We start from the raw sequence: 16,888 nt of genomic DNA on the forward strand, positions 1-16,888 counted from the left end.
AATTGAATAAACTTATTAAAAAAATCAACGATTTGTCACAAGGTTTTGACGTTTACGCAACAGGCGGATTTTCAAGAGATTTGCTTTTAAAGCATAAACCTAGCGACATCGATTTAGCAGTAAGCAAAGAAGCTTTAAAATATTCTAAAAAAATTGCTGACGCTTTTAAATCAAAACTTATAACTCTGCACGACGTAAATAAAACTTACAGAATAGTACTTAAAGACGATTTTGTTGCAAACATAGACATTTCTCCCTTCGGCGGCAAAACTATAGAACGGGACCTGCGAAACAGAGATTTTACTGTTAATGCGACAGCTTTCAATTTAAAAGACTTTAGAAATTTTAAAAAATATATTATATTGTCCAACAAAAATAATTTAAAAGATTTAAAATCAAAAACGATAAATACCGTTTCCGACAAATCGTTTAAAGCGGACCCTTTGAGAATGTTGCGAGCGTTTCGTTTTAAGGCGGAATTGAATTTTAAACTTTCAAAAAGAACGCTTACACAAATCAAACAAAACGCAAAACTTATTTGCCAATCTGCTCCCGAAAGAATAAAAAACGAATTTTTCAGAATACTGTCTGTAAAAAATGCCGCAGCTTTAATTAAAGAGATGGACAGCTGCGGATTGCTTTCAGAAGTTTTCCCTGAAATCAAAAAAATGAAAAAAGCCCCTAAAAAATATTATTACCATCCGGGAGGACTGTTCCAACATTCTTTTGAGACTGTGGAATCGGCAGAAAATATTTTCAATAATTTAAAAAAATATTTCCCTGAAAATTATGACGATCTGCAAAAATACTTTGACGATAATACCGCTTTTTCCGAAAATGTCACAAGAAAAGGTCTCTTAAAATTTGCAGCACTTTTGCATGACAGTGCAAAACCTGAAACCGCAAAGTTTGAAAACGGCAAAATGCACTTTTTTAAACATGAAAAACTAGGAGCTGGAAAGATAAGAGAAGTTATGTTTTCTCTTAAACTCGGCAAAAAGGATATTGAAATCGCAACATTTTTAGTAAGCCAGCATATGCGTCCGTCGACTTTGACTAGAAACAACACAGTTACAAAAAAAGCCGCATTAAAACTTTTTAGGGATATCGGCGATAACACGCCCGACTTGCTTATTCTTTCAATGGCAGACTGGCATTCTTATAAAAAATTAAAAAATTCTTCTTCTAAAGAATTAAAGACTCAGGAAAAGTCGGTCAGGGAACTTTTGAAATATTACTATGAATTAAGGAATTCAGAACCGCTGCCAAAAATTATTGATGGAAATATAATAATGAAAAAGTTTAATTTAAAACCCGGTCCGTGGATCGGAGAGCTTCTGAATTTTGCTACCAAAGCACAGCAAGAAGGCAAAATCTCAAATACAGGAGAAGCTTTAGAAACAGTTTTTTTCAAATTGACACACATCAAAAAAAAGTATAGACTCTAAATGATAATAACAGCATGCACAGTTAAAGTATCCGCAAACACAGCTATAATTTTGCGGGCGTAGTATAGTGGCAAAACACTGGCTTCCCAAGCCGGAGATGTGGGTTCGATTCCCATCGCCCGCTTTCCCAAAAGAATAAACTAATAAAGTATATAAGAAAACATAGGAGTATCATTATGGTAGAAGCAAGATGCATGAAATGCAAAAAACAGGTTGAAGTAAAAGATCCTCAGGATGTAGTAATGAAAAACGGCATTAAAGCCGTCTCGGGCGTATGCCCCCATTGTTCAACTAAAGTTTTCAAAATTGTCGGCAAAAAATAAAATTTAAGATTTGAACATCAATAGAAAAATGAAATAACAAAGCGTTTCTGCCGGAATATCAGCGAGTCAGAATCATACTCGGAATAACGCTTTTTTCAATTTTAACTCGCGATAGTGAAAGCCTAGCAAGAGTTCCTCTTTTTTCCTATCGGCTGCTATTTTGCAACTGCGGCTGTTATATACCTCTTCAGTTCTCTCTTCCTTGCCGGAAGAAGAGAAAAAAAGGACGGAGGTTTTAAAACTTCGTTATAGCTCTCTTCTCAGTGGAGAAAGGAAGAGAATCTCCGCCACACGCTTAAAACGGCAGTAATATTTGCTTATCATCGTTTTTTTAGGAGGGTGGAACGTTTCTATTATTAAGAACGGGTTTTTGGCTGTATTATGATATTCTTTTGTTGTTCCTAAAAAAAATATAAATCTTTGCCGCGCGCAAAATCATTCAAATATTTTTCTTTCACTTTTTCGCAGGCCAGCTTAAAATCTTTTTTATATCTTAAGAATAACGCTCCGGTTTCCCAATCAATAATTGTAAGTTTTGAGGATTTACCGGATTCGTCTTTAAAAATATATTTAAATTTAAAGGGCAGCTTTTCAACTCGTTTAAAATTATTTGAAGCAAACATGTCTAATTGTTTGCTTTCTTCCACGCTCCAATTAGGGTCTTGTTCTTTAAACTCAAAATCCAATATTTCTGTCGGCTTAAATACTGCCAGAGAAACAAAGTTTGGTTTTTTTGAGTCGCTGATTAATTCACTGATATTTTTATAAACTTTAACTTTATTTAATATTAAAGCTTTTCTTTCCGCCTAACCATCTTTAGTACCCATATGTCCAACAACTCTGCAAGTTCCAATAGGCTTAAAACTTTCTTTTCTGAAATCTTCAGTTCTTCTCTCTGCCGTAACTTCAATCCAATCATACTTTTTGTACTGTTTGTCATACTCTAATTTCCGAAATTCTACGGGATACAATCTAACCCATTCTCCATCTTCTGTGATTCCCGCTGTACAGACAGTTTCATCATATTTTTTTGACGGTACGGGATATGTTTTAACCGTAATAAGAATTTTCTTTTTTTCCTTCATAAATGTACGACCTCAAATTTATGCGGATAGATATCGCTCATATAATTTACAATTCTGTATCTGTGACAATAATTTTTATCCGCTTCAAAGCATGTAAGAGCGACTTTCTTATTTTTCATTACAATATTATAGATATTTTTAATACTTTCAGTATTTTGCCTCAAATTTTTCGCTTCATAATTTGAAAATAAATTTTGGTAATCCTCAAAAGAACTCAAAGACTGTCTCTTTTCTGATTCTATTCCGAGTTCTGGCAAATGCGTATATTCAATTCCTAAGTCGGATGTTCTTGCTGTTAAGAGATTTTTTGAGAACCCATACTTCATGCTCACCGGATTTTTTCTGACATCAATGAGAGTTTTTATGTTGTTTTTTATCAATAAGTTTAAATAAGCTTCTAAACTCTTACCTTCGTATCCAATATCAAATAAAATTGTTTTACTGTTATCGGACACTATTTTTTTAATTTTACTCTGAATCTGCTTTGTTATATATTTACGAATCTTACTGTTTTTTGCATAATACGGATATAATTGATATGTTGTTTTAATTAAATCCCAACAATTTTTATCATGGAAATTTTGATATAAGTTTTCTATTTTTTCAGAATCGCCGTCAGTTATTCTGTAAAACCGTTTATCAAAATATTTTAACAGGAATTCTTTTGACGCTACATCTTCGTCAATGATGCCGTCTCTTTTCATTCCATTTATATCAGAATCTGCCGTAAAAGAAAAAGCGCCGTAATCATAAGGAACAAATTCATAATACGGGCGTGCGCGCGCCTCATCAGACACACTAAAAAGAAATAAAAGCTTGATAAAAGAAATTTTATTTAATCTGCCGCCAAAAGCATTCAGCAAGTTTAATAGTATTTTTTTTCTGTAAAACATACCAATCTTCTTCCGCTAAATTAATTACCGCAACATCCTACGGGCAGCGCGACTGCGGGGCATTAGCTTTAATCCCAGCCGGCAGCACTGCAGACGCTCCTATAATTACAGAAGCAATCCCCGCTCTACGAATAAGTGAACAATAGAAATTTCCCCGCTTTGACATGTTCTCGTCTTCTTCTGCTCCCGCCAAGCTATCCACGCGAACAACTTTTATCACAGTCTCTTTTTTTCGCAACCTGCGCATATACATATATTTTTTTCATCTGGCGAACTCTATTTCCTTCCTCTCAGGAATTTTGTCAAATACTCCCTGTCTTTTATCGTATTCGTTCCAAATTCTGCCGCCGAGATAGAGCAATTCTTCCATGCTGCTGCTCAATTTGCCCGAATTGCCGTGCCTGTTCTCATGCATATATCTACGACAAAATTCCAGATTCCAGCATTTTAACATATTTTTGATTTTTTATAATACCATAGAATTCCCGAAACAGGGTTCCAGTTCTCATATTCCTTTTAATCCTGTTGTCAATAGCCATTCCAAAAATTAAGTAAACAATATTTCAAGACAGCTAGGCCTGTTTATTAGACAAAGAAGCAAAATCTATCATAAAACAGATTCAAGAATATTTTACTGATTTTAAACAAAAAGAATCTATTCTCAGTTTTTTATAAATGACTACTTCCGCAAAAAAATTTGAAAATATCAGCAAAAAACAGTAATATATATTTATATTACTCAAGGAAGAGAAGTAAAATCAATGACCAAATCAAAAGCATCAAAACAAAAAGCCAAAGAACTCGGAAAAAAACCAGACAAAAAATTTACAAAAGCTGCAAAAACCATTAATAGAATGCGAGAAATTTTTAAAGAGGCAGATTTTTCCCCATTTAAAGAATATATGAAAGACAAATATGGAAAATAATCTGCAACCCCAAACATTACTACCTAATAGACGCTTCCGCCTTTTGTAGTTATGTAGAATTTAATAGTAACGAAAGCTTCTTTAATGACCCTTACAACACTATTTTTTTTATATCCCGCAATTCTGTATAGCTGAAGTATTTAATACTCCTGCAAGACAGCATTATTTTGAAAAGAAAATAGATTCTAAGAAATACAAAGAACTTTGCGGACTTTTTAAAAAACTCATAAGAAACAGAGCCGCTTTTTATCCGTATGATTTACACCGCTACCATAATCTAAATTGTGATAAAATATACAAAGTTGAACACACAACACCCATAAAAAAGAAGAAACGCAAACTCTCCGCTTTTGACATTCTCATTCTTGCAATGGCAATGGAATTGCAGAAAATTCACGGCAATGATAATATTACAATTCTCTCCTTTGATAAACGTATAATAGAAATCGCAAAATTAGTAAACATTAAAGCTAAAGAATACCCTACATCTTAATTGACAAAACTTTCCATAGCTCAAACAAAACATGGAACCGCCGTCAAAAATAATTTTCAGAACTGTATTTTTCATAAACGACATAAAACTATTTATCCTCAAAATATTTATCTCTCCGATTTTGAAAGCGCGCGATATTTTAGTTAGCCACAAAAATGTATAATTATTAAAAATTGCGCATTGTTTGCATTAAACTGTCTATATGAAAAAACCAGAACTTTTATTACCTGCAGGATCTCTTTCCAGACTGGAAACGGCATTTCTTTACGGAGCCGATGCCGTTTATGCAGGCATTCCGGAAATGTCGCTGAGGGCAAAATCAAAATTTCCTTTAGAAGAAATGGAACAAGGAATTTCTTTTGCGCATATTCTCGGGAAAAGAGTGTACCTGGCGCTCAATTTATTTTCGCATAATAAAGACATTATGCATCTTGAAAAGTTTACAAAAGTGCTGAAAGCGCTAAATCCCGACGGCGTTATTATTTCAGACCCCGGCATATTCCAATACATAAAACAAGAAATTCCGCAGATTCCTATACATATATCAACTCAGGCGAATGTCTGTTCTTGGCTTACGGTAGACTTTTGGAAAAACTTAGGAGCGGATTTATGCGTTCTAGGTAGGGAAGTCAGTTTTTCTGAAGCTAAAGAAATAAGAGAAAAATGTAGGAATATAAAGCTTGAAATTTTTATACACGGATCTATGTGTATAAGTTACTCCGGAAGATGTTTAATGTCCGCATTTATGGCTTCGCGCAGCGCAAACCGGGGTGCATGCGCCCATTCATGCCGGTGGAAATACAAAAGCAAGCTGCTTCTTGAGGAAGAATTGAGACCGGGCGAATATTTAGAAATGGAAGAAGACGATAACGGTTCATACATTTTAAATTCAAAAGATCTATGCCTCATGCCAAAGTTGGACAAAATTATAAATGCCGAGATTGATTCTTTAAAAATAGAAGGAAGAAATAAAAGCGAATATTATACGGCGCAAACAGCAAGGGTTTACCGCAAGGCAATCGACGATTATTTTGATAATCCTGACGGCTGGCAGTCTGATAAATATATGAAAGAGTTGATGACCTTGCAAAATCGCGGATACGCGACAGGTTTTTTTGACGGTATTCCGGGGGAAGAATCACAGGATTATACCGATACTTCGAGCAAAAGCAACTACAGAAATGCGGGTGTCATAAAAAGCAGCGAAAACGGTTTTTTAACCATAGAATTGAGACACAAGTTGAAAAAAGGAGATGAAATAGAAATATTGTCGCCTTTTAAATTTGAACCGGTAAAAATTATCCTAACCAAAATTTATAATAAAGATAATAACCGTCTTGTTGAAGAGCTTGCGCCGGGAAAAGTCAATCAATCTGCAAAAATACCTGCCGACGGAGACCTTTCAATTTTCCCCGAAAATACGATAATAAGAATAAAAATTGCATAGTTCTTTTAATAACAGCGACATAGCTCGTAGTAATGCGTAATTCCTATATCTTCCAGAAATGCGCCGTCATGAGAAATTATTATCATAGCTCCGGGATATTCTTTTAGCACCTGTATAACGTGTTCTTTTGTTTCTATATCAATATTGTTTGTAATTTCGTCTATAAGCAAAAGTCTCGGCGTTTGCAGCGCTATTTTGGCAAGAGATAATCTTGCTTTTTCGCCGCCGGATAAAACAGACACCTGTTTATTTACTTCTTCATTTTTCCTGAACAAAAAATCATTTAAAAAATCTCTTACTTCGGCATAAGTTTTCTCACTCGCCAAATCAGACAACATTTCCAAAACTGTTTTTGAATTATCTAAAGAACCGTAGTACTGATCTAAATAACCTATATCTTCGGAACGCGGCACGTCCCAGACGCCCGTCTTTGCGACACTTGGACAATTTAAAATGGCTTTAAGGAGTGTTGTCTTGCCCGAACCGTTGCCGCCGCTTATCGCTAAATGTTCGCTCCCTGCGACAGACAAATTTATATCTTTTAAAATTATTTCATTTTCGTATCCCGCTTGTCCGCCGCTTATTGAAACAACTATTTTTGAACGCATGTATTTAGTCGTCAAAGAAAAACTCGGTTTTATTATCTCTGGAACTCTCAGATTTGAAAGACGTTCATTTAATATTTTTCTTTTGTTTGAAATAGACTCTGTATTTTTGCCGGTTGTTTTCTGCGCAGAACTTTGATTTAAATCTCCTAATGCGGGAAGCCATCTTTTTTCCCTGACAAATTTTTCACCTCTTTCTTTACTTTTCTTTGCGCGCTGCTGCTCTTTCATCAACGCCTTATGATTTTCTTTCTTCTCTTTTACAAGCAAGCCAAGTTCATTTTCAATACTCTTTCGTCTTTGCAGTATTGTTTGGCGATAGTCGCCATATTTCCCGTTAAAAGTATTTATCGTTCTGTTTTCTATGTGCCACAATATGTCAGTAGAATTTCTTAATAGTTCTTCGTCGTGGGATACGACTATAAGAGTACCTTTATAAAAGTTTAGCATTTTCATAAGAGATTTTCGGTTCCTTAAATCTAAATGATTTGTTGGCTCATCTAAAAGTAAAACATCGGGATAGTTTGAAAGAGCGGCACTTAAAGTTTTGTTGAATTTTTCACCGCCGCTCAAATTTTCATATTCATAAATTAACTGCGGAACATATCCGAAAGAAACGTCTTTATTTTGTATCTCGCCTTCAGACGCGGGCAAATCGCCTTTTATAATCTTGAGCAGAGACGACTTACCGGATCCGTTATTGCCTATAATCGCAATGCGGTTCCCCGGTTGTATCTGCGCTGAAAAATCCTCAAAACATATTTTATTTGGGAAATACAAACTTATGTGATTTAAAAAGATAGGCTTTTGCATATAAAATTTATTACTCTGTCTCCTCTCATTTCGTAACTTTTAAAGTATAACAAAAAAAGTATAACAAAAAATTTATACTCTGTCCCTCAACGCTACATACATAAAACAGGTGTCATCATATGTCCCGCACAAGTAACAAAGAAACTTGCGACTAAAATTATAAACCTCTTTTCCGCTCTATTTTCTTGCGGGTATTCGGTCTGGCTTTAAATCCCACTCTGTTAAAATAGAAATTCAAATCGTAACCGCTCATTTAGACAGACAGTTTCTTCAGAGATTTGTCTTAAACTATTCCTCATTTTTCTACTGAGTTATGACTGCTTTTATTACCGATTTTTTTAATATTTTAAATTTCAAAATAATAATTTGCCAATATTTTCTCAATAAAAACATAACAAAAAAACTAAAATAAAAAAATAAAATGCGCAATTTACAGACTTAATGAATAAAAACGAAAAAATTAATTTTTGATAAAAAATGCTAACATTTTTTATACACCATTTTATTTGTATTTAAAAACTTGGAACAATTTTACAAAGGTTAGCGATGTCGCTTTCAAAAATATAATTTACAATAAAAGATAAAAACGCCTAATTAAAATATCATTAATTTTAGATAACAAAGTTAAATTTGAACCATTTCGGTTTAAATGAGGACTCAAGCAACTCAAACTCAAATTATTACAAAACTCACAGAATTTATTAAATCCGCATAATTTTGATATAGTATCTGAGAATTCTAAAATGAATAAAAAAGGAAATATAGAAAACCATAGCAAAATAAAACTAGATATTTATAAAAAATATTTAGAAGCTTATTTATCAATAATGATTAATGTGCCGAATTATGATAATATTTCTATAGTTGAACCTTTCGCTGGAAAGGGTAAATCAGATAATGGCGAAAACGGCAGCGCTGTTATTGCAAAAAATGTAATAGAATCCATCATTAATAACAATTCAAAAAATATACGTCTTATTTTAAATGATATTAAATATTGTGAAGATTTAAAAAAAAACTTACAACCTTATAAAGAAGATATTATTTCATGTTCTAATAAAGATGCCAATGAATTTATTATCGATGTATTGTCACAAAGCGATAATAATAAAACTCATCGTTTATTTTTTATTGATCCGTGGGGATATACTCAACTTAAAGAAGAAACTTATCAAAAAATTTTTTCTGCAGAACGATTGGATTTTTTAATATTTATACCACTCTCTCACATATATAGATTTTTAGGAAATGGGAGAAGATTTAAATCATTGAAACCCATTGCTAATTTTCTTAGCGATGTAGGTATAAATGAAGAGAATGCTGAAAAATGTTCAGATGTAGAAAAATTTTTAGAAGAAATAAAAAAGGTTTTTAGGGAAAAAGCTAGTACAGAATTTGTTTATCACAAAATACTCAAAACAAAAAATAGTCAACATTGTTTGCTCTTCTCGACAAGACACATTCTAGGCGCAGAAAAATTCTTAGAAGTTTTAGATAAAATTGATAGGCAGCAATATCTATTTCTGCCTGAAGAACCAATTTTCATAAAGCATATTTACCACCAGAAAAAAACACTGACAAATTGCGAATTATATAAATGTGGAATTCTGGACAGTTTGTTGCCTAAAAAGGTAGGTTCTATATTAAAAAAGCTTGAAAGTAATAATAAAATAACTGTTGTGCCTAAAGCGTCCACTCGCAGGCAAGGAGTTTTTTACATTCGCAACAAAGATAAAAAAATAGAAATTACTTTCAAATAAAAGGATAATTTTACTATGAACAGCATAGCAAGGAAAACTCTGTTGTATAAAACAAATGTTGAATACGGCGATTACACTATTAACCATGTGAAGGGTTGCTCTCATGGCTGTCTATATCCCTGCTATGCTATGCTGATGGCTAAGCGTTTCGGTAAAATCAAAACATATAGCGATTGGATAAAACCTAAAATAGTTAAAAACGCTTTAGAAATATTAGAGGCTGAGATACCAAAATATAAAGATAAAATTCGCTCCGTCCAGCTTTCTTTTACTACAGATCCTTTTATGTGCGGATATAATGAAATATCTGAAATGAGTTATAAAATTATAAAAAGGCTTAATCGAGAAAATATAAAATGTACTGCGCTTACAAAAGGCATTCTTCCTAATAAACTGACTACTCTTAGTTCAGATAACGAATTCGGCATAACACTCATAACAATTAAAGATACTTTTAGAAAAGAATTAGAACCTTTTGCCTCTCCTATGAAAAAGCGCATAAAAAGCCTTTACAATCTCCATAAAAAAGGAATTAAAACATGGGTGAGCATAGAACCATATCCTACGCCAAATATAATAAGACAGGATTTTAATGAGATTTTAAAATCTTTAGAATTTGTCGACAAAATTATTTTTGGAAGATTAAATTATAATTTTAAAGTATCTGCGTATAAAGGACATAAAGAATTTTTTAATGAAACGGCAGAAAAGGTTATCTCCTTTGCTGAAAGAAACAACAAGAAATATTACATTAAAAAAGGAACTATTACCGACTTAAATATCTCCAAACAGCTTTGTCATAACTCTCCATTGTATTCAAGTGCAGTACCAATATTCTAATCTAACCGCTCTCTGAAAATTCTCTACAGAAAATAAAAATTCTTCTTCAAAATTTTTACTGTTAAATTTGCCATGTTAAGAGAACAAAATTCTTGAAACTTCCATTCTTGTCTTTTTTGTTGATTTCTTCAAAAACTGCGTCTTTTTAGAATGACAGATAAAGCCGGCGCCAAGCTTATTTTATTTACCCCGCCTGCGAAAACAGCTTTTTTCAGAGTGACAGATAAAGATTACAATCAACAAGTTATGACAAGGCAAACAAATCCAACAGTTAATCAAAATGCCTTCTTTTATCTCGTCGTAATATGCCAATAGAACAAAACTAGTAATACAATTATATCCTCTCATTTATCATGGTGAGAAGGCAAAGTCTCTAAAATATTCTGCCTTTTCCTGAATTCTTCAAAGACTGAATCTTTTGAGAATGACAAATAAAGTCGAGCGGCAAAAAGTATGAATAATGATATAATAAAAGTGTTTTAAGAGCCTATAAGCAAACCAGAGTAGAGAGCAATACGACAAATTGACGAGCGAGTGCAAAGTACTGCCAATGTGTTTAGACGCGGCAATTATGAGTGCGGGAAAGGTGTTGTTAATATCCAAAGTATAAGCAAGGGTATGGCTATAGAATGTCCTCTTGTGGAATACCTTGTGCGAACTCTGCCAAAAAAGAATTTAATTGCAATACTAAAACTTGGACAAGACTAAGAAAGCTTGCGAGAAAAAAGCAAACTAACCTGAATGCGTTATGTAATCAAGGCATTGGAGAACAAATTTTGAGCGGCAGGGAAGAGAAGCAAAAAATAGAAAACAAAGTAAGTCAGATTAAACCCGTCGGCAGAATAATTCTGGTTTGTCTAATAGACTCTACAATGATAAGACTATTGTCAGAAAGCGGATAAACTTGGAACGATTGTGTTTGCATTTGAAAATCGTCCTAGAACTATTCTTGAAAAAGCGAGGACTAACATTTTAAACCTAAACAACAGTATTTTTATAACGGCGCTCGGTACAGCAACAAAAGAAAGTGCTTCTCCAGCAGAGAGAATAGGCGGAATAGCCATGATGGTTGGGCAAGCGCATTTATGGTTTACGCCTGTTGTTATAGAGATTGGCTTGAGAGAAAAGATGTAAAATAAAGAGAAACTATAAGTGAAAAAACATATCAGACTACACAAATATATATCAAGGGATAGCTAACGTTTGAAAGAGAATTCGTTTTCTTAAATTATATGTCGTACAAATTTTAAATATCTTATGATAATATCAAGTTAATTCCGTCTCCCGTAATGGGATGCGGCAAGTTAATGCGTTATATCCGTTTCTGTCCTCGATATTATTTTATGTTTTTAATCCGACTTTATAGTCTAAAAGTAATTGGAGACATTATGAATAAAATTCAGGAAATTGAGTATAAAAAGATAAAAGAAAAACTCGCAAATAGAGAATACCGCATAGGCTTAGATTTAGGCGTTGGTTCAATAGGATATGCTATAGTGTCTTTAAAAAAATGTGACGATTCATATCTGCCAGAGGATATTATTTTAACAGGAAGTAGAATTTTTAATTCTTCTATAGGTGCCGTTGATCGCAGGATGTTTAGATTGCAAAGAAACACTCATAGACACCGCAGAGAACGTATGCGTTTTCTGTGGAAACTACTAGCTGAAAAAAAATTAGCTTTGCCGCCTTCTGAAGATTTAGAAAGAAAAGAAAAATCTATTGACTGCGAAACTTCACAAAAAAGGTTTCCAATTGAAGTATTAAAGAATGATCCATATACTCTAAGATATAAAGCTTTAGATGAAAAGTTATCTTTATTTCAGCTGGGATATGCTTTGTATCATATTGCAAATCATAGAGGAACAGATTCTGTTAGAAGTTTTTTAGAAGATGCTGACGAAAAAGTAAAAGAAAATACTGAAACAGCAAAACTTGCAAAAAAAACTAAAGAAATTATAAACGACAAAAAGTATCGCACATTTGGCGAATATCTTTACAAAGAGAAAATAGAAAATTCACCGTTAAATGAAAGAGAAAAGGTTACCAACAGAAAAACTGCAAAAAATCCACAAAAAGAGTTTGCAGTTACCAGAGATATTGTATCGAAAGAAGTTGAAAAAATCTTGGCTCATCAAAAACAGTATCATACTAATATCTTAACTGATGATTATATTGAAGAATTAAAAAAAGCAATATTTTACCAAACTGAAAAACTTATCCCGGAATCAGGATACTGTCCTTATTTTAAGGATGAAAAAAGACTTCCTCGCTCGCATAAACTCAACGAGCACAGAAGAATGTATGAAGCACTTAATAATGTAAGATACTTTAATCCTGTCATTAATGAAAAAACTGGGGAAGTTTTAAATTTTGAAGAAAAAGAATTTTTAATAAAAGAAAAAGAAATATTATTTAATGAATTGTTAAAAGGTACAGAATTAACCGAAGCGAAAGTAAAAAAATTGTTACAGCTCCCTGAGCATTCTGAGATACATCTTCAAGGCAGGGATAAAAAGAAAATTAAGGGTTATGCTCTAGCTGGTCTTGAAGCACTGTCATTTTGGCCAAAACTTTCACCGCATCAGGATGAATTTCTTCATGAATGGAACAGTCTTCCAGACGAACAACTAAAAGCTAAATTAATTGGTTATGGTTTAACCGAAAATGAAGTTGATGAACTTTTTGATAAAATTAGACTTCCATCAAATTATGCCACTATTGGCAAAAAAGCAATGGAAATATTACTGACATATATTAAAAAAGATGGTCTTTCTTATGCTGAAGCTTTAGATAAAGCAATCGACGAAGGTAAATTTAAGGTTGACAAACAGTCGATATATGATTCGTTACCGTACTATGGTAAAATTATTCAGGAAAGTACTCAAAGACCTATAGGGAAATCTTTCTCAAAACAATTTGCTGACAAGAATTATAAAAAACCTAATATTAACAAAGACGAAGAGGAGTTCGGCAAAATTGCAAATCCAGTAGTTCATCAGACATTGAACGAACTTAGAAAACTTGTTAATGAAATTATCACTCTGTTTGGTAAAAAACCTTTGGAAATAGGATTGGAGACAGCCAGAGAACTTAAAAAAAGCAAGAAAGACAGAGAATCCTTATCCAAACAACAAGATGAAAATGAAAAACATAGAAACGAAATATACAAAACATATATAGAACCACATTTATCATATATAAAAAGTCGGCAAGAAAACCCGTCGAATTATATTTTAAAATTTGAACTTTCTGAAGAACAGAAATATATTTGTCCGTTTTGCATTGAAGAGATAACTCCCGATGATATAATAAATTCGAGAGTAGATATAGAACATCTTTTTCCTCTTTCAGAAAGTGAAGATGATACAAAAAATAATCTTGTAATTGCGCATAATAAATGTAACGCCGACAAGGCAAAAAAGTCGCCTTTCAATGCCTTTGGACACGAAGTATCTGGAAAGTACGTGTGGAATAAGATTTTACGCAATGCCCAAGAAAATTTACCACGCAAAGCATGGCGATTTTATCAGGATTCCATTGAAAAATTTTTAGAGAATAAGCCTATGTTAAATCGTTTTAAACCAGATAATAGTTATATTTCCAAAATAGCTGCGAGATATCTCGCGTGTCTTTTTGATAATTTTGATAAATCTTCAAAAGTATTCTGCGTTAAGTCTTCTCTTACCGCTCAGCTTAGAATTGCTTGGGAACTGAATAGCGTAATGATCCCTCTAGCAAAAAATATTCTTTCTGAAAAAGAATTCGAAGAATTTAAGACACCACGAAATAAAAAAATAAGAATGGATAATAGACATCATGCTTTGGATGCTGTAGCGATAGCTTATGCAAATAGAGGATATCATAATTTTTTAAACAGAATACACGCAAAAGGGTACAAACCAAATTATAGAGAAAAGAGCTGGTTATCAAAAATATTGTTGCCGCCGCTAAATAGAAATTTAGAAGACTTTAAAATAAGCGTAAAAAATTCTATAGAAAATGCAAATATTAGCATTAAGCATGACCATAGCACTAACGGATCACTAGTAAAAGATACAGCTTATAAAGTTTATTATTTCGATGAGGAAAAATATATAATTACAACCTTAAAAAATGTTGCAGAAATACCTTTTAAGGAAAAAGAGAGTCCTAAAGATACTCTTCATCGGGCTTTATGTGAATTTAAAAATAGGTTATCTGACATCAAGGATGAAGAACTAATAAAAAAACTCAAGCGCAATATCTGTCTTTATGAAAAAATACTAGATACTTTATCTGAAGCAAAACAACAACTAGAACAGGCTAACAATAAGGAAAAGGAAGAAGGTAAAAAACCGAAAGACATAACAGACGTTTTAATTTATAAAAAGGCTTGTAACTTAATAGGCGGAAAATATATTGACTGCAGCAAAAGACTTAAAGATAAGTTTTTTCCCATAAAAGAACCTACAGAAACAAAAACAGGGTTCGGTTACGATACTGGCAATAATTTGTTTTTAGATTTGTACCATGACAAAACTGGAAAACTCTGTGGCGAAATTATACGGAAAATAAATTTTAATCAAAAGGATATTCCAAACTATAAAAACAAAGGATATAGGCTTTTTGAGAGAATCTAATCAGGGCGATACTTTGGAAGCTGATATTTCTGAGGATAAAATCTCATTAAAAAATAAAGTGGGTTCATTCCGAGGAAACAGAACATTTGTAAAAGTTCTAACTTTCACAGAATCAGATCGATATTCTAATGGTAAAAAAGATCAAATACGAATATTTTTTGGAAATTTGTTAAAAGCAAATTATAACAAAGATGATTCATTTTGTATATCAAGTATGCAGCAGTATAACTTAAGAAAAGTTATTTTAACTTCTTTAGGTATTATAAAGTACCGCTCGCAAATATTAAAAAATAAAGAGGTTTAAATGTGGAGAATTATTGATATCAGCGGCGACGGGTATCATATTTGCGTAAAGAACAATAATCTTTCTGTGTTAAAGGATAATGAAGAAAAACTTCATGCAAATTTTCTAGATATCAACTGTGTTATTTTACACGGCAACAGTATTACATATACAAACTCAGCAATTCAGAAGTGTATCCAAAATAAAATTCCAATAGTTTTCTGTGACAAAACGCATACGCCTGCCGGAATGCTATTGCCTTACTTTAATATCGCAGAATACGGTAAACGTTTAGAAATACAATTGTCAGCTAGTCAACCTATACAAAAACAAGCTTGGAAACAGATAATAACAGAAAAGCTTACAAACCAGGCTGTTTGCTTAGCATCTTTCTCAAAAAGTGATAACAAATATTTACAACTTTTAGAACTTGCAAAAGAGGTAAAAACTGGAGACAACACTTTTAGAGAAGGTATCGGTGCAAAAGTATATTTTGGAGAATTATTTAGCAATTTTTACAGAAATAATAAAAACGAAGACATAATTAATTCATCATTGAATTATGGATATGCTGTTTTGCGAAGTAGCATTGCAAGAGCTGTGGTAGCCTGCGGACTTAATCCTGCAATTGGAGTGTTTCATAGTAAAAATAAAAATCCTTTTTGTCTAGTTGATGATCTTATAGAACCTCTGCGCCCTATGGTTGACTATGTTATAAAATCGCAATATTATGATTTTATTAAGGAAAAAATACTAACGCCTGCATTAAAAAAAATCCTTGTTTCAATAACTGAAAAAAACCTGTTTTTTGAAAATTCAGGATATTCTTTTATTGCCGGATTACAAAAATATGTTCAGTCATACTTGGCGTATATATCAAAACAACAAGGACAAATCACTTTTCCGCAACCATTTTATGATATCAAAATATAAATCTATGTGGATACTAGTTGCTTTTGATTTACCTGTATTAACACAAAAACAGCGCCGCATTGCAAACGGCTTTAGAGAATACTTAAAAAATACTGGATTCGTAATGTTGCAAAAATCAATTTATTGTTATTATGCCTGTACAAAAGAAAGGAGCGATTCTGTCGAAGACGATATGAAAAAACATATCCCCGATAACGGACATATTAGCGTGTTATTTCTAACAGACAGAATGTTTTCGATGACAAAAAACTACTATGGAAAACTAAAAACTGATATAGAACAACCTGGACTTTTTGATAACTTGTTTTAAATAATTGAGCCGGAAAAACCGGCATCTTACGAAATAATTCTTGTTAGAGTTTACCCATGACTATTCTATAAAATATTTTTCAAAAAATCAAGTTTCCATCACTTTTA

General features: G+C 32.7%; 18 protein-coding genes and 1 tRNA gene. 13 read left to right on the top strand and 6 right to left on the bottom strand.

The annotated features are described in order from the left end of the window. Positions 1-2: 2 nt before the first annotated feature. From LE179_RS01690 to LE179_RS01700, 3 genes are all read left to right on the top strand, one after another. Positions 3-1,448 carry a CCA tRNA nucleotidyltransferase gene (locus tag LE179_RS01690; RefSeq protein WP_374128644.1) on the top strand — a complete coding sequence of 482 codons (1,446 nt, stop codon included), beginning with the start codon at positions 3-5 and terminating at the stop codon, positions 1,446-1,448. Between the two features lie 53 nt (positions 1,449-1,501). Next, positions 1,502-1,572, top strand: a tRNA-Gly gene (locus LE179_RS01695). Positions 1,573-1,624: 52 nt separating this feature from the next. Next, positions 1,625-1,771, top strand: a complete 147-nt coding sequence (locus LE179_RS01700) for a DUF5679 domain-containing protein (protein WP_374128645.1) — start codon at positions 1,625-1,627, stop codon at positions 1,769-1,771. A gap of 401 nt (positions 1,772-2,172) precedes the next feature. Here the strand turns inward: LE179_RS01700 and LE179_RS01705 are convergent, their stop codons facing one another. From LE179_RS01705 to LE179_RS01725, 5 genes are all read right to left on the bottom strand, one after another. Continuing rightward, positions 2,173-2,457: a hypothetical protein gene (locus LE179_RS01705; RefSeq protein ID WP_374128646.1), complete on the bottom strand. Its 285-nt coding sequence runs from the start codon at positions 2,455-2,457 to the stop codon at positions 2,173-2,175. Between the two features lie 120 nt (positions 2,458-2,577). After that, positions 2,578-2,856 (bottom strand): hypothetical protein, encoded by a 279-nt coding sequence (locus LE179_RS01710; RefSeq protein WP_374128647.1) that lies wholly within the window; start codon positions 2,854-2,856, stop codon positions 2,578-2,580. Next, complete coding sequence (locus LE179_RS01715; RefSeq protein WP_374128648.1) at positions 2,853-3,749, bottom strand: DUF488 family protein; 897 nt, start codon at positions 3,747-3,749, stop codon at positions 2,853-2,855. Before LE179_RS01715 ends, LE179_RS01710 begins: the two co-directional genes overlap by 4 nt. 37 nt (positions 3,750-3,786) lie before the next feature. Then, entirely contained in the window at positions 3,787-3,969 is a 183-nt protein-coding gene (locus tag LE179_RS01720) for a hypothetical protein (protein WP_374128649.1), read from the bottom strand. 42 nt (positions 3,970-4,011) lie between these two features. Beyond that, a complete protein-coding gene (locus LE179_RS01725) occupies positions 4,012-4,203 on the bottom strand; it encodes a hypothetical protein (RefSeq protein ID WP_374128650.1) in 192 nt (63 codons plus the stop codon). Between the two features lie 307 nt (positions 4,204-4,510). On the opposite strand from LE179_RS01725, the gene LE179_RS01730 reads away from it, so the two are divergent. Beyond that, the gene (locus LE179_RS01730; RefSeq protein ID WP_374128651.1) at positions 4,511-4,675 is read left to right on the top strand and encodes a hypothetical protein; all 165 of its coding nucleotides are present in this window, start codon (positions 4,511-4,513) and stop codon (positions 4,673-4,675) included. Positions 4,676-5,370: 695 nt separating this feature from the next. Beyond that, positions 5,371-6,615: a U32 family peptidase gene (locus LE179_RS01735; protein ID WP_374128652.1), complete on the top strand. Its 1,245-nt coding sequence runs from the start codon at positions 5,371-5,373 to the stop codon at positions 6,613-6,615. A 5-nt stretch (positions 6,616-6,620) separates the two neighbouring features. On the opposite strand, the gene LE179_RS01740 is transcribed toward LE179_RS01735, so the two are convergent. Beyond that, on the bottom strand, positions 6,621-8,033 hold the full coding sequence (locus tag LE179_RS01740; protein ID WP_374128653.1) for an ABC-F family ATP-binding cassette domain-containing protein: 1,413 nt from the start codon (positions 8,031-8,033) through the stop codon (positions 6,621-6,623). 743 nt (positions 8,034-8,776) lie between these two features. Between LE179_RS01740 and tcmP the strand changes: the two genes are divergently transcribed. From tcmP to cas2, 8 genes are all read left to right on the top strand, one after another. Beyond that, on the top strand, positions 8,777-9,793 hold the full coding sequence (tcmP, locus tag LE179_RS01745; protein ID WP_374128654.1) for a three-Cys-motif partner protein TcmP: 1,017 nt from the start codon (positions 8,777-8,779) through the stop codon (positions 9,791-9,793). 15 nt (positions 9,794-9,808) lie between these two features. After that, positions 9,809-10,633: a radical SAM protein gene (locus LE179_RS01750; protein WP_374128655.1), complete on the top strand. Its 825-nt coding sequence runs from the start codon at positions 9,809-9,811 to the stop codon at positions 10,631-10,633. Positions 10,634-11,262: 629 nt separating this feature from the next. Next, a complete protein-coding gene (locus LE179_RS01755; RefSeq protein ID WP_374128656.1) occupies positions 11,263-11,535 on the top strand; it encodes a hypothetical protein in 273 nt (90 codons plus the stop codon). A gap of 13 nt (positions 11,536-11,548) precedes the next feature. Then, the gene (locus LE179_RS01760; RefSeq protein ID WP_374128657.1) at positions 11,549-11,767 is read left to right on the top strand and encodes a hypothetical protein; all 219 of its coding nucleotides are present in this window, start codon (positions 11,549-11,551) and stop codon (positions 11,765-11,767) included. 254 nt (positions 11,768-12,021) lie between these two features. Continuing rightward, complete coding sequence (gene cas9 / locus LE179_RS01765) at positions 12,022-15,255, top strand: type II CRISPR RNA-guided endonuclease Cas9 (RefSeq protein WP_374128658.1); 3,234 nt, start codon at positions 12,022-12,024, stop codon at positions 15,253-15,255. Between the two features lie 13 nt (positions 15,256-15,268). Then, positions 15,269-15,559 carry a hypothetical protein gene (locus tag LE179_RS01770; protein ID WP_374128659.1) on the top strand — a complete coding sequence of 97 codons (291 nt, stop codon included), beginning with the start codon at positions 15,269-15,271 and terminating at the stop codon, positions 15,557-15,559. Continuing rightward, the gene (cas1, locus tag LE179_RS01775) at positions 15,560-16,471 is read left to right on the top strand and encodes a type II CRISPR-associated endonuclease Cas1 (RefSeq protein WP_374128660.1); all 912 of its coding nucleotides are present in this window, start codon (positions 15,560-15,562) and stop codon (positions 16,469-16,471) included. It abuts the gene before it with no gap. 4 nt (positions 16,472-16,475) lie between these two features. Next, the gene (gene cas2 / locus LE179_RS01780) at positions 16,476-16,781 is read left to right on the top strand and encodes a CRISPR-associated endonuclease Cas2 (RefSeq protein ID WP_374128661.1); all 306 of its coding nucleotides are present in this window, start codon (positions 16,476-16,478) and stop codon (positions 16,779-16,781) included. The last annotated feature ends 107 nt before the right edge of the window (positions 16,782-16,888 follow it).

This window comes from Candidatus Endomicrobiellum agilis (assembly GCF_020328115.1).
In the GTDB taxonomy this organism is placed as follows: domain Bacteria; phylum Elusimicrobiota; class Endomicrobiia; order Endomicrobiales; family Endomicrobiaceae; genus Endomicrobiellum; species Endomicrobiellum agilis.

What these genes read in the sequence shown, in the direction of transcription:
- cas9 (WP_374128658.1), top strand. Translation starts at nt 12,022, where the DNA reads ATGAATAAAATTCAGGAAATTGAGTATAAAAAGATAAAAGAAAAACTC.
- tcmP (WP_374128654.1), top strand. Translation starts at nt 8,777, where the DNA reads ATGAATAAAAAAGGAAATATAGAAAACCATAGCAAAATAAAACTAGAT.
- LE179_RS01750 (WP_374128655.1), top strand. Translation starts at nt 9,809, where the DNA reads ATGAACAGCATAGCAAGGAAAACTCTGTTGTATAAAACAAATGTTGAA.
- cas1 (WP_374128660.1), top strand. Translation starts at nt 15,560, where the DNA reads ATGTGGAGAATTATTGATATCAGCGGCGACGGGTATCATATTTGCGTA.
- LE179_RS01740 (WP_374128653.1), bottom strand. Translation starts at nt 8,033, where the DNA reads ATGCAAAAGCCTATCTTTTTAAATCACATAAGTTTGTATTTCCCAAAT.
- LE179_RS01710 (WP_374128647.1), bottom strand. Translation starts at nt 2,856, where the DNA reads ATGAAGGAAAAAAAGAAAATTCTTATTACGGTTAAAACATATCCCGTA.
- LE179_RS01730 (WP_374128651.1), top strand. Translation starts at nt 4,511, where the DNA reads ATGACCAAATCAAAAGCATCAAAACAAAAAGCCAAAGAACTCGGAAAA.
- cas2 (WP_374128661.1), top strand. Translation starts at nt 16,476, where the DNA reads ATGTGGATACTAGTTGCTTTTGATTTACCTGTATTAACACAAAAACAG.
- LE179_RS01755 (WP_374128656.1), top strand. Translation starts at nt 11,263, where the DNA reads ATGTCCTCTTGTGGAATACCTTGTGCGAACTCTGCCAAAAAAGAATTT.
- LE179_RS01700 (WP_374128645.1), top strand. Translation starts at nt 1,625, where the DNA reads ATGGTAGAAGCAAGATGCATGAAATGCAAAAAACAGGTTGAAGTAAAA.
- LE179_RS01725 (WP_374128650.1), bottom strand. Translation starts at nt 4,203, where the DNA reads ATGTTAAAATGCTGGAATCTGGAATTTTGTCGTAGATATATGCATGAG.
- LE179_RS01715 (WP_374128648.1), bottom strand. Translation starts at nt 3,749, where the DNA reads ATGTTTTACAGAAAAAAAATACTATTAAACTTGCTGAATGCTTTTGGC.
- LE179_RS01735 (WP_374128652.1), top strand. Translation starts at nt 5,371, where the DNA reads ATGAAAAAACCAGAACTTTTATTACCTGCAGGATCTCTTTCCAGACTG.